At 67.9% G+C, this 11,938-nt stretch carries 11 protein-coding genes; 5 read left to right on the top strand and 6 right to left on the bottom strand.

Annotation, left to right across the window (positions count from 1 at the left end):
• Window positions 1-34: 34 nt before the first annotated feature.
• Window positions 35-769 carry a fumarylacetoacetate hydrolase family protein gene (locus H5V44_RS07915; protein WP_185192562.1) on the bottom strand — a complete coding sequence of 245 codons (735 nt, stop codon included), beginning with the start codon at window positions 767-769 and terminating at the stop codon, window positions 35-37.
• A 320-nt stretch (window positions 770-1,089) separates the two neighbouring features.
• On the opposite strand from H5V44_RS07915, the gene H5V44_RS07910 reads away from it, so the two are divergent.
• Window positions 1,090-1,413 (top strand): hypothetical protein, encoded by a 324-nt coding sequence (locus H5V44_RS07910; RefSeq protein ID WP_185192561.1) that lies wholly within the window; start codon window positions 1,090-1,092, stop codon window positions 1,411-1,413.
• A gap of 179 nt (window positions 1,414-1,592) precedes the next feature.
• Here H5V44_RS07910 and H5V44_RS07905 read toward each other — a convergent pair whose 3' ends face one another.
• Window positions 1,593-2,291, bottom strand: a complete 699-nt coding sequence (locus H5V44_RS07905) for an amidohydrolase family protein (protein ID WP_221625619.1) — start codon at window positions 2,289-2,291, stop codon at window positions 1,593-1,595.
• A 546-nt stretch (window positions 2,292-2,837) separates the two neighbouring features.
• On the opposite strand from H5V44_RS07905, the gene H5V44_RS07900 reads away from it, so the two are divergent.
• From H5V44_RS07900 to H5V44_RS07885, 4 genes are all read left to right on the top strand, one after another.
• On the top strand, window positions 2,838-4,088 hold the full coding sequence (locus tag H5V44_RS07900; protein ID WP_185192560.1) for a Glu/Leu/Phe/Val family dehydrogenase: 1,251 nt from the start codon (window positions 2,838-2,840) through the stop codon (window positions 4,086-4,088).
• 85 nt (window positions 4,089-4,173) lie between these two features.
• Window positions 4,174-5,100: an aspartate carbamoyltransferase gene (gene pyrB, locus H5V44_RS07895; protein WP_185192559.1), complete on the top strand. Its 927-nt coding sequence runs from the start codon at window positions 4,174-4,176 to the stop codon at window positions 5,098-5,100.
• Window positions 5,097-5,567 carry an aspartate carbamoyltransferase regulatory subunit gene (gene pyrI, locus H5V44_RS07890; RefSeq protein ID WP_185192558.1) on the top strand — a complete coding sequence of 157 codons (471 nt, stop codon included), beginning with the start codon at window positions 5,097-5,099 and terminating at the stop codon, window positions 5,565-5,567. Before pyrB ends, pyrI begins: the two co-directional genes overlap by 4 nt.
• A 374-nt stretch (window positions 5,568-5,941) precedes the next feature.
• Complete coding sequence (locus tag H5V44_RS07885) at window positions 5,942-6,793, top strand: hypothetical protein (RefSeq protein ID WP_185192557.1); 852 nt, start codon at window positions 5,942-5,944, stop codon at window positions 6,791-6,793.
• Between the two features lie 176 nt (window positions 6,794-6,969).
• On the opposite strand, the gene H5V44_RS07880 is transcribed toward H5V44_RS07885, so the two are convergent.
• The 4 genes from H5V44_RS07880 to menD form a co-directional block, all read right to left on the bottom strand.
• Window positions 6,970-8,043 carry a mandelate racemase/muconate lactonizing enzyme family protein gene (locus tag H5V44_RS07880; RefSeq protein WP_185192556.1) on the bottom strand — a complete coding sequence of 358 codons (1,074 nt, stop codon included), beginning with the start codon at window positions 8,041-8,043 and terminating at the stop codon, window positions 6,970-6,972.
• A complete protein-coding gene (locus tag H5V44_RS07875; protein ID WP_185192555.1) occupies window positions 8,040-8,987 on the bottom strand; it encodes a 1,4-dihydroxy-2-naphthoate polyprenyltransferase in 948 nt (315 codons plus the stop codon). Before H5V44_RS07875 ends, H5V44_RS07880 begins: the two co-directional genes overlap by 4 nt.
• 214 nt (window positions 8,988-9,201) lie before the next feature.
• A complete protein-coding gene (locus tag H5V44_RS07870; RefSeq protein WP_185192554.1) occupies window positions 9,202-10,119 on the bottom strand; it encodes a 1,4-dihydroxy-2-naphthoyl-CoA synthase in 918 nt (305 codons plus the stop codon).
• A 56-nt stretch (window positions 10,120-10,175) separates the two neighbouring features.
• A complete protein-coding gene (gene menD, locus H5V44_RS07865) occupies window positions 10,176-11,933 on the bottom strand; it encodes a 2-succinyl-5-enolpyruvyl-6-hydroxy-3-cyclohexene-1-carboxylic-acid synthase (protein WP_185192553.1) in 1,758 nt (585 codons plus the stop codon).
• Window positions 11,934-11,938: the final 5 nt, after the last annotated feature.

Genomic DNA, 11,938 nt, shown 5'->3' with positions numbered 1-11,938 from the left:
CAGGCGGTAGTCCCGGCGCCGACGGCCTCCAGGCTCAGGCCGCGTCGCCGTCTGACGGCCCGACGACGTGGTTCCGGAGGGTTCCGACGCCCTCGTAGGTGATCTCGATTACGTCGCCCGACTCGACGGTCCCCGGGTTCGCGGGGCTCCCGAACGCGATCACGTCCCCGGGACGGAGCGTGAAGCGACGGGAGAGAAACGAGACGATCTCGGCGGGCGAAAACAGCATCAATTCGGTGTTCGCGTCCTGCCGCGTCTCGCCGTTGATCACCGTCTCCATCCCGATCCCCTCGGGGTTCAGGTCGGTCTCGATCCACGGCCCCAGCGGCCCCGATCCGTCGAACGCCTTCCTCGCGGTCCGGCCCTGCTGATCGAGCGCGTCGACGTCGTTCATAACCGTGTACCCTCTGATCACCTCGGAGACGTTCGCCTCGGGTACGTCCCGACACCGCCGATCGACGACGGCGGCCAGCTCCCCCGCGTAGGTGAGTTCGTCGGTCCACCCGGGATACCGGATCGGATCCCCGTGGCCCGAAAGCGACGCCGGGGGCTTGATGAAGAAGTCCGGCTCCGGGGGCCGGTCGTAGTCCATCTGTTCGAGGGTCTCGGCGTAGTTGCGGCCGACGCAGTAGATCGCCGAGGGAGCGCAGGGGTACGTGAGCGACCCGTCGCGACCGACTTCGTACTCGCCGTCCGCGGCGACGATCCGTCCGTCAGTGTAGCGCCCCCGTACGATCCCGTCGTCGGTTCGGAGCCGTGCCTGTCGCATATCTCACCCACCGCCGCGGACGTACATACCGTTTGCTGTACCGAACGGCCGGCCGTGGTCCTGGGCCGTGATCAGGTGGCGACGGCAGACCCCCCAGGTGTGACCACGTTCACGCCTGCCCCAGCTTCAATTCCAGTTCGGTCGCGGCCCCGAGGAGTTAGTCGACGATCCCGTCGTCGAGCTGTCTGTCGGTCATCCGATCGGCAGGCCCCGCGATGCTGATCGCTCGTGCCCCCATCGAAGACGATCGCGCGAGCATCAGGCGCTCGCTGGCCAGTAGTTACATATATATACGCAACATCCGCCGGGGGCGGCGACGGATGTTTCAACTCACTTGCGTATCTACGGACGACGTTACACGCAAGCGGGTCGCTGCTTTCGTCGACGCGGGCGACCGGACAGCGGGGACGGAGAACATCGACGCGGAACTGCGGGAGTTCATCGGCGTCGGCAGGGACATTACGGACAACCCAGCCCGTCCCGCGGCGTGGCTGGGGGATCGGCTCGCCGACGTCGGCGACGGATTCAGGGAGGGTGAACTGGTGATGAGTGGCGGGATCACGGCCGCACTCGACATCGAACCCGGCGACGTTTACTGGATCGAGTTCGCCAATCCCGGGTCGATGGAACTCCGCGTCGGATAACCCGGGCGTTTTTTAATCGACTTCGAAGCGAACGGGCGGTCGAGGTAGTCCGTAGCCGACTGCTGTCGGTGGATTCAAGATGCCGTAACAGCCGTACACCTGTTTCCGTCACGTGCTATCGTCGTGCGGTCGTCCGTACAAGGCGGTTTGAATGCGGAAAACGGGGCTGGGCTACTCGATCAGTCGTAGCGGGTCCCGGGGAAGATGTCCTCGCGGGTGTCGACGCCGACGTTCGTCCCCTCGACGGCGTCGATGGTGACTTCGAGCGTGCGGCGCCCCCGCTCTATGCTGAACGGGTAGTCGGTCCCGAAGACGACGTTCCCGGCGTCGAAGAACGACTCCACACACTCCAGCGCCGGCGTCGACCCCGGTACTGCGGTGTCGGCGTCGACCCGCGTGAAGTACTCCTCGGCGGGCTCCGAGCGGTCGGCGGCGCGTTCGTGGAACCCGGGGTAGGCCTGTCGCTGCTGGTAGGACATCCGGACCCGACGTCGGTAGTACGGCACCATTCCCCCGCCGTGGTGGGGGACGATCCCCAGGTCGGGGTACGCCGCCATCACCCCGCCGAACACCAGCCGCGACAACCCGAGCGTGGTGTCGAAGCGCCACCCGCACAACCGGTGTTCGATATACTCCGAGGCCCACTCGTACCGCTCCCGGAGTTGGGGGGTGGATCCACAGCGGCGCGTCGGTCGCCTCGGCGCGTTCGTGGAGCGGCCGGAACCGGTCGTCGTCGAGCGGCCGCCCCTCGACGTTCGAGAGGATCCGGACGGCAGCCGGTACCCCGCGCGGGCGTCGAGGCTGACCGCGTAGCCCCTCCAGGAGTGGGACAGATAGACGGCCTGGCCGGCCTCCTCGGTCGCCAGGTTCGCCAGCATCCTCGTGTCCTCGACGAGTTGGTCGACCGTATCGGTACAGCGGGGACCGACTCCTGATACTGTCGGCGATAGTCCCGTGACGGATTTCGACACCCCGGGGTGTCGAAAATCTTCACGTAGGTATAGCCAACAGTATGGGGTGGTTGTGGACGTCGCTTCTGCTCGTCTCGACGCGATCAGCCGGTTCCGTGGGCCGAAACCCCTCGTCGGTGTCGAGCGTCTCGATCAGCCGGAGAGTCTTCCCCGGCGTCCGGATCGGGGGGTCGCCCTCGGCTTCATACGCCCGATTCGTCGAGGGGAAGCACGTGTTTTCAGTGTGAAAATGGGCCCCGAGGTAAACCAACTGTAAGTTTATTATTGTGCTGAACTTCAGAATGCTATACGATCGTTTCCCTGCGCTTTTCGATCGAATGTCTGCTTCGAACTGTAAACTATATATCTGTTTATATGCTATCAGGCGGAAAGAACCCGTTCGCCGCCGGGCGATCCCGAAACGTCGGGTTCGCCATCAGTATTATAACGTTTATACTTGCAAGAGGTAAGCGTATGTCCGAGGTCAACCCGTTCGAGAGCCTGCAGGAGCAGATCGACGACGCCGCGGCGTATCTCGACGTCAACGACGGCGTGATCGAACGGTTGAAACACCCCGAGCGGGTGCTGGAGTCGAACCTCACCGTAGAGATGGACGACGGGTCGCTGGAGCGGTTTCGTGCGTTCCGCTCGCAGTTCAACGGCGACCGCGGGCCCTACAAAGGTGGGATCAGATACCACCCGGGCGTCTCGCGGGACGAAGTCAAAGCGCTGTCGGGGTGGATGACCTACAAGTGTGCAGTCGTCGACATCCCGTACGGCGGCGGGAAGGGGGGAATCGTCGTCGATCCCCGCGAGCTCTCGATGTCCGAGGTCGAGCGGCTCACCCGGTCGTTCGCGACGGAACTCAGGCCCATCGTCGGCCCGGATCGTGACGTCCCGGCGCCGGACGTCAACACCGGCCAGCGGGAGATGAACTGGTTCAAAGACACCTACGAGACGCTGGAGGACACGGTCGCGCCGGGCGTCATCACCGGGAAGGCCGTCTCCGCGGGCGGCAGCGAGGGGCGAGTCGAAGCCACGGGACGCTCGACGATGCTGGCCGCCCGGGAGGCGTTCGACTACCTGGGCGACGACCTTGACGGGACGACAGTGGCAGTGCAGGGCTACGGCAACGCGGGGTCGGTCGCGGCCACGTTGCTCGCAGAGCAGGGCGCGAGGGTCGTCGCAGTCTCCGACTCCTCGGGGGCGATCTACGATCCGGACGGCCTCGATCCGACCGCCGTCAAGGAGTTCAAGACCGAGACCGGGTCGGTGACCGGGTTCGGATCGTCGTCGGAACTCACGAACGAGGAACTGCTCACCCTCGACGTCGACCTCCTCGTCCCGGCGGCACTGGAGAACGCGGTCGACGCCGAGATCGCGCGGGACGTCGCGGCCGACGTCATCGTCGAGACCGCGAACGGACCGCTGACGCCCGGCGCCGACGACGTCCTCGGCGACCGCGACGTCCTCATCGTGCCGGACATCCTGGCAAACGCCGGCGGCGTCACGGTCTCGTACTTCGAGTGGGTCCAGAACCGACAGCGGTTCTCGTGGACCGAGGAGCGCGTGAACGACGAACTCGAACGGGCCATCACCGGGGCCTTCGACGACCTCGTTTCCGCATTCGAGTCCCAGGACCTCCCGAGCCTCCGGATCGCGGCGTACGTGGTGGCGATCCGGCGGGTCGTCGACGCCTACACCGACAGCGGAACCTGGCCGTAGACGGGAACTCGAAGTCCGCAGCGGCGAGGCGGCCCGCCGATGGGACCCGAGCGATTCAAGTCCGTGCCGCGTGGGTGGACAGACGATGCGCCAGGACCACCTCATCTCCGCGACCCAGCTCTCGCGGGCGGACATCGAGGCGGTGCTCGACCGCGCGGCGGAGATCGACGCCGATCCCGCGGCGTGGCACGGTCGACACTCGGGGTCGATCCTCGGGCTCTGCTTCTTCGAGCCCAGCACCCGCACGCGGATGAGCTTCGACACCGCGATGAAACGCCTCGGCGGGCGGACCACCGATATGGGCGCCGTCGAGTCGTCGTCGGTCAAGAAGGGGGAGACCCTGGCCGACACGATGCGGGTACTCGAAGGGTATGCCGACGCCCTCGTGCTACGACACCCCTCGGAAGGGGCGGCCGCGATGGCCGCGGAGTTCGTCGACGTTCCGCTCGTGAACGCCGGTGACGGGGCCGGACAGCACCCCACACAGACGCTGTTGGATCTCTATACGATCCGCGAGAACGCCGGGCTGGACGACATCACTGTGGGGATTATGGGGGATCTCAAGTACGGCCGGACGGTCCACTCGTTGGCGTCGGCGCTGACGAACTTCGACGTGCGCCAGGAGTTCGTCAGCCCCGAGAGCCTCCGACTCCCGCGGAGCGTCCGCTATGACCTCCACGGGTCCGGAGCACAGGTGCGGGAACACACCGACCTCGACGGGGTGCTGGCCGACCTGGACATCCTCTACGTTACCCGGATCCAGCGCGAGCGGTTCCCCGACGAAAACGAGTACCGCAAGGTGGCCGGCGAGTACCGGATCGACGCCGAGGACCTCGATGTCGCCAAGGACTCGCTGACGGTGCTGCACCCGTTGCCGCGGGTCGACGAGATCGCGCCGGAGGTCGACGACACCCGCCACGCGAAGTACTTCGAGCAGGCACACAATGGGGTGCCGATCAGGATGGCGCTTCTGGATTCCCTGCTGGAGACCGACACGGAGGGGGATCGATGACCGACACCGACCGCGAACTCCGCGTCTCGAAGATCCGGAACGGGACCGTGATCGACCACCTGACTGCGGGGCAGGCGCTGAACGTGCTCGCGCTGCTCGGGATCGACGGGTCCGGCGGCGAGACAGTCTCGGTCGGGATGAACGTCCCCTCCGACACCCTCGCGACGAAGGACATCGTCAAGGTCGAGGATCGGGAACTGAGCCAATCCGAGGTCGACGTGCTGGCGGTGATCTCCCCGGAGGCGACGATCAACATCATCCGCGACTACGAGGTCATCGAAAAACAGCGGATCGAGCGGCCCGAGTCGGTCGAGGGAGTGCTTTCGTGTCCGAACCGGAACTGCATCACGACCGGCGACGAGCCGATCCGAACCCGGTTTGCCGTCCTCGAGGAGGGACTCCGGTGTCACTACTGCGACGAGATCGTCAGGGAGTCCGAGATCACCTCGCACCTCACGGTGACCTGACGCGACTGCCGCGAGGTGCCGATCGCCCGACTGGAGCCGGACCCGGGACCGGAGGACAACGGTTTTGTACCGAGAACGAGTATCCACGGGTATGTCCAGTAAGGCGAAGTTCATCCTGGCACTGGCGCTCGTGGCGGTAATCTACTTCCTCGTCTCCGGCGACGAGGACCCCATCGAGGTCGACGTCGACGGCGGCGACGAGTAACGACGCCGGCCTCCTCGGTTCGAGCATCGCGCGAAAACCCCGCTTCTGCGATTCCGTGACGACCGCGAGCGACGGGTGTCGGACGGCAGGGCCCGTACTGTCGTCGTAGCCGGCCGATTCCCGTGAGGCCGTCCGACGGACTGATACGAGTCGCCGGCGAACGTGAGGTATGTACGGCCTCGTCACCCGGAACGCCGAGGAGGTCGAGTGGTCGGAGTTCGGAGTGGGGTTCTACGAGGTCAAGGACGTGACCGGCCGGGCCGCCGAACCCCTCCCGAACGCGACGAACATGATCTCGTGTTTCGGCGACACCGCGGCCGCGGACGCCGACCCGGATCTGGTTCCGATCGACGACGACGGAACGCCCGCGACCCGCGAACAGCAGTACTTCGATTGGTCGTACGTCTGCCCGACACACCGGGAGTACCGCGCGGGACTCTTCGAGATCATCGAGGACTGTGCGACCGCAAACGCCGACGTCAGGCTCGACGACGTCGGGTTCCCGCGCGAGGGGTACTGTCGGTGCGACAGGTGCGACCGTCGGTTCGACGAGGGCGATCACGACGACCGGGTCGCGTGGCGGGCCGCCGAGATCACCGACTTCGTCGTCGACGCCGCCGGGCGTGTTCCGGGCACGACGTATCTCACCCTGTACCCGGATCCGTACCCGGAGCATCTCTACCGGCGGTCCGGTATCGACGTGGCGGCAGTAGCCGACCACATCGACGAGTTCGTCGTCCCTCTCTACGACAGCCACTACGCGACGACCTACTGGCTCGAAACGATCGCGAAGGGGTTCGAGAGCCTGCTTGCGCCGACCGACACGCCGTTTGCGATCGAACTCTACGCCGTCGATGTCGACTTAGACGACCTGGTCCACGCGACGGAAGTGGCCGAAACGTACGCCGAGAACGTCTACTTCGGGTACGACGCGTCGAACGCGGCCGCGGCGATCCGGCGGAAGGACGCCGACGCCCGGGGCGGCGTGACCCACCGGCCGGACGGCGACGACGGGTCGTAGCGGGATCCCGTCGGCGGTCAGATGACGCCGGCGAGCCACGCAACCACGACGATTCCGCCGACGAACACGACCGCGGCGAAGGCGAACAGTCCCGTGAGGAGCCGGCGCTGCTTCGGCGAAGGGTCGGCCATACGGCCGGTTCGGCGGCAGCCGTAATATACTCCCTGGGCAACCCCTTACTCGCTGTCGGGTAGCCCCCCCTCCCGCCGCAACGGGTCGAACGCCGCCCCGGCGAGTCCGGGCCCCGACGGAACGACCATCCGGCCGTCCTCGACCGGCGCCGGGTCGGCCGCGAGATCCGATTCGAGTCGCTCTCCGGTGGCAAGCCCGCAGGCGGGGACGTCCGGCAGCGCGGCCGCGACGTGCAACGCACCGGTCCGGGCGACGGCCCCGTCGATCGTCGTCGTCACGACGCCTTCGACCCCGTCGGCCGCGGCACGGCGGGCGAGGTCGCGAGTCCGGACGGGCCCACCGAGGGCCATCGGCTTGCAGACGACAACGTCGGCCGCGTCGCGTTCGAGCACCGCGTCGATGCCGACGGCCGCAATCGACTCGTCGAGGGCGATGTCGATTCCCCGGTCACGCAACGCGGCGTTGCCGGCGAGATCCGACGCCGGCCGCGGCTGTTCGACGTACGCGAAATCCAGGTCGGCAGCCACGCCGACGAGTCGCTCGGCCGCGGAAGCGTCCAACCCCCCGTTGGCGTCGGCGCGGAGTTCGACGCCGTCGCCCGCAGCCTCCCGCACGGCACGCAGCCGTTCCTCGTCCTCGCCGACCTTCCGCGCGCCGATCTTCACTTTCACCGCCTCGTACCCCGCGTCGACGGCCTCGCGGGTCGCCGCCGCGCTGGCCTCGATGGAGGCGTCGCCGACAGTCGCGTTGACCGGAACCGACCCCGCGGGTGACCCGTCGGCGAGCCACGCCGCGAGCGACTCGTCGGCCGCGCGGGCGAGTGCATCGGCTCGTGCGAGTTCGACCCCGTGCCGCGCTGCGGGCGTCGCGACGTCGACTCCGGCGGCCGGATCGTCGGGTGCGGGGGCGTCATCCCCGTTCGGTGCGGCCGCATCCGCGAGGGCCGCCTCGCAGTCGTCGTACGACTCGGTCCACCCGGGCAGCGGTGCCGCCTCGCCGACCCCCCGGTGGCCGTCGGCCTCGACCCGGACCACGAACCCCTTCCGGTCCGTGATCCGGCCGGCAGCCGTCCCGAGCGGCGACGACAACCGCAGCGAGAAGGGGTCGTATCGGATCATACGAGCCCCGTACTCGCGAGGCCGAGGGCGAACAGGACCGCATACCCCGCGAGCAGTCGGCCGGTCCGCTCTAAGATCGGATTCAACACCTCACCTGCGGTCTCGGTCAGCATCGTCCGCGCGATGGTGAGTGCGTACGGGAGCGTCAGGTACGGGAGCACGACTGCAGCGGAGTACCCCGGCCGCAGGAGGAACCACAGCGGGACGGCGTACGCGAGCACGAGCATCGCGACGAACTGCGCCCGCGCGAACCCGTACCCGAACCGGACCACGAGCGTCCGCTTGCCGGTCGTGGCGTCCTCCGCCCTGTCGCGGACGTTGTTCACCACCAGGATGTCGGTCGAAAGCGCCGCGATCGGGAGCGCGGCGACGACCGCCGCGGTCGGGAGCGTCCCCGGGGGGATCCCGACCGGGAACGGAGCGGCCATCACCGCGGCAGCTTGGGCGTAGTAGGTGCCCGCGACGGCGACGATCCCGAAGAACACGAACACGAAGAGGTCGCCGAGACCGTGGTATCCGAGCGGGTACGGCCCCCCGGTGTAGGCGATTCCCGAGGCCACAGACAGCACCCCGATCACCAGGATCGGAACGCCGCCGACGTAGACGAGGTATGTTCCCAGGAGGATCGCTGCCGCGAAGGTGAGCACCATCGCGCGTTTGACGCTCTCCGCCGCGATGAGGCCGCCGGCGGTGACGCGGGTGAACCCCTCCCGCGCTTCCGTGTCCGCGCCCTGTACCGCGTCGTAGTAATCGTTGGCGAAGTTGGTGCCGACCTGGATGAGTCCCGCGCCGACGAGCGCCGCGATCGCGGGGAGAACCGCGAAGACGCCGTCGTGGACCGCCAGTCCCGTGCCGACGATCACGGGCGAGGCGGCCGCGGGCAGGGTTTGAGGTCGGGCGGCGATCACCCACGCCTCCCGCCGGGAGATGTCCTGCGTGGTCATTGCCGTCCTCTCAGTATGGCGTCGGTGTCAAAGTTCGGATCCACTCTCATGTCGAGCATCCGCGAGCGAGCGCAGTGAGCGAGCGGTTCACCGCCGACGAGCGGCCGGGAGGCCGCGAGTTCGGCGGGATTTTTTGATCCAGATTTTTTGTACGGAGGGTTCCCGCAGCGAGCGCAGCGAGCGAGGAAACCCTCCGTACGAAAAAAGGTGGGTGCTAGTAGTGCCAGGGATACTCCGAAAAGTCGGGGTCGCGACCCTCCAAGAACGCGTCCCGCCCTTCCTGTGCTTCCGCGGTCATATACGCGAGCCGGGTCGCCTCCCCGGAGAACACCTGCTGGCCGACTAACCCGTCGTCGGCCAGGTTGAACGCGTACTTCAGCATCCGTATCGCGGTCGGTGATTTATCCGTCATCTCGTCGGCCCACTCTAAGGCGACGTGCTCCAACTCCGCGTGGGGGATCGCCTCGTTTGCCATCCCCATCTCGACGGCCTCCGCCGCGGTGTAGGTCTTCCCGCGGAAGAAGATCTCCCGGGCCTTCTTCTGGCCCACCTGTTTCGCGAGGTACGCCGACCCGAACCCGCCGTCGAAGGAGGCAACGTCGGGGTCGGTCTGGAGGAACTTCGCGTGTTCCTCCGAGGCCAGCGTCAGATCGCAGATCACGTGCAGCGAGTGGCCGCCGCCGACAGCCCAGCCCGGCACGACCGCGACGACGGGTTTGGGCATAAACCGGATCAGCCGCTGGACCTCCAGGATGTGGAGCCGGCCGGCCTTCGCCTCACGAACCAGGGGGTCGTCCGATGCGTCGGCCTCGTCGTCGTCGCGATACTCGTAGCCCGACTCCCCGCGGACCGACTGGTCGCCGCCGGCGCAGAACGCCCACCCGCCGTCCTTCTCGGAGGGTCCGTTCCCGGTGAGCAACACGCAGCCGACGTCCGCCTGCTTTCTGGCGTGATCAAGCGCCGCGTAGAGTTCGTCGACCGTGCCCGGCCGGAAGGCGTTCCGCTTTTCGGGGCGGTCGAAGGCGATCCGGACGGCGGGGACGTCGATCGCGCGGTGGTAGGTGATGTCGTCGAACGCGTCGGCGCCGTCGACCCGCTCCCACCGGTCGGCGTCGAAGATCTCCGAAACCATACGGGGTGGGGGAACGGCGGGCGCAAAAAGATTCGTTTCGGGCCCCGCCCCATCCCTCACGTCGTCGCGTCGAGCACCCGATCGGCCGCCCGCTCGCGGAGGCGGTCGCGGACGCGGTGGCTGGCTTCCGCGTCCGTCCGGACCTCGATGACGTGAGAGCCCTCAGACGCCGTCGCCTCCCGGTAGGCCTCGCGGAACGCCCCGTCGCCGGCCTCAACGCGGGCAAAGGAGAGCCCGTAGAGGTCTCCTGTCGGCTCGAACTCCAGGCCGTGGGGCGTCACGAACTGCGAGGTGAAGGGTGGATCGTACGATTCGATCGGGAGCATATGGAAGATCCCGCCGCCGTCGTTGTTGATCAGGACGATCGTTGCCTCGACGTCGCATCGGTCGATCGCCGCCAGGCCGTTCATATCGTGGTAGTACGCCAGGTCGCCGGCGACGAGCGTGAGGTGGTCGGTCGTCGCCGACCCCGCGCCGAGCGCGGCCGAGACGATGCCGTCGATACCCGAAGCGCCGCGGTTTCCCAGCGCCGTGAGCGACGCCGTCGTCGGCGCGCCGAACCGGTCGAGGTCCCGGACGGGCATCGAGTTCGAGACGAAGAGGGTCGAGGGGTCGGGCGCGAGGTCGACGACGTCGGCCAGAATCCGCCCCTCGCAGAACCCGTTGGACTCCTCAAGGACCCCGGCGTGCGCTGCCTCGGCGTCGACCCACCGCTGTCGCCAGTCGTCGCTTCCCGGCCCGGCGAGCAGCCGCGACAATCGGCCGAACAGCCGCGTCGGGTCCGCCACAACCAGATCGGTCGCGGTGAACGCCGCCTCCCGCCACCCGCCGGCGGGATCGATCACGTACTGGTCGGCCTCGACCGCGGCGAGGTACTTCCTGAGGGGTTTCGACGTCGGCGACGCGCCGGCGCGGACGACGACGTCGGGATCGGGCCACGCGTCTCTGATCTCATCGCCGAGATAGCCGTCGTAGCCGCCGATTACGGGTGTGGTCCGGACGATGCCGCCGTAGCGGACCCCCGAAAGCGGGTCCGCCAGGACTGGAAATCCGGTGGCGTGGGCGAACGCCGCGACCGCCTCGGGGTCTATGCCCGGCGCGTCGTCGGGTCCGAGGACGATCAGCCCGCGCGGCTCCGACAGCGACGACGCCAGCTCCCTGAGGCGGTCGTCGTCGAGGTCGGGGACGCCCGCCGTCGTGTCGACGAACGCTCCGTCACGTCCCCTCTCGGCGGGTTCGGGGAGGTCGAGTGGGACATCCCCCTCGACAGGCGTCGGCTCAAGCGGCTTCCGGAACGGGAGGTTGAGGTGGACCGGACCGGCAGGAGTGCCGGTAGCGCGGGCAACGGCGCGGGCCGCGGTCGTCCGCAGCGACCGGAGCTTTCGGGGCGTCGCTTCGGGTTCGGCGACGTCGCGGTACCACCGGACGGCGTCCCCGTAGAGCTTCTCCTGGTCGATCGTCTGGTTCGCGCCGGAGTCCCGGAGCTCCGGCGGCCGATCGGCGGTCAGGGCGAGCAGCGGCACCCGCGATTGGGACGCCTCGATCACGGCGGGGTGGTAGTTGGCGGCGGCTGTCCCCGAGGTACACACGAGCGGCGTCACCTCGCCGGTCCGGCGGGCCCGTCCCAGGGCGAAGTACGCCGACGACCGCTCGTCGAGGTGCGAAAGGACCCGGATGTCGTCGTTGCGGTGGAACGCGACGGTCAGCGGCGTCGACCGACTTCCGGGTGAGACACAGACGGTGTCGACCCCGGCGGCAGCGAGTTCCTCGGCCAGCACGCGACCCCAGAGCGTGTTCCGGTTCGGGTCGGTCACGTGTG

The organism is Halobellus ruber (assembly GCF_014212355.1).
GTDB lineage: Archaea > Halobacteriota > Halobacteria > Halobacteriales > Haloferacaceae > Haloquadratum > Haloquadratum rubrum.
This window is presented reverse-complemented; position numbering and strand designations above follow the sequence as displayed.

Coding starts and splice junctions, on each gene's coding strand:
- H5V44_RS07915 (WP_185192562.1), bottom strand. CDS start 769: ATGCGACAGGCACGGCTCCGAACCGACGACGGGATCGTACGGGGGCGC.
- H5V44_RS07910 (WP_185192561.1), top strand. CDS start 1,090: ATGTTTCAACTCACTTGCGTATCTACGGACGACGTTACACGCAAGCGG.
- H5V44_RS07905 (WP_221625619.1), bottom strand. CDS start 2,291: ATGCTGGCGAACCTGGCGACCGAGGAGGCCGGCCAGGCCGTCTATCTG.
- H5V44_RS07900 (WP_185192560.1), top strand. CDS start 2,838: ATGTCCGAGGTCAACCCGTTCGAGAGCCTGCAGGAGCAGATCGACGAC.
- pyrB (WP_185192559.1), top strand. CDS start 4,174: ATGCGCCAGGACCACCTCATCTCCGCGACCCAGCTCTCGCGGGCGGAC.
- pyrI (WP_185192558.1), top strand. CDS start 5,097: ATGACCGACACCGACCGCGAACTCCGCGTCTCGAAGATCCGGAACGGG.
- H5V44_RS07885 (WP_185192557.1), top strand. CDS start 5,942: ATGTACGGCCTCGTCACCCGGAACGCCGAGGAGGTCGAGTGGTCGGAG.
- H5V44_RS07880 (WP_185192556.1), bottom strand. CDS start 8,043: ATGATCCGATACGACCCCTTCTCGCTGCGGTTGTCGTCGCCGCTCGGG.
- H5V44_RS07875 (WP_185192555.1), bottom strand. CDS start 8,987: ATGACCACGCAGGACATCTCCCGGCGGGAGGCGTGGGTGATCGCCGCC.
- H5V44_RS07870 (WP_185192554.1), bottom strand. CDS start 10,119: ATGGTTTCGGAGATCTTCGACGCCGACCGGTGGGAGCGGGTCGACGGC.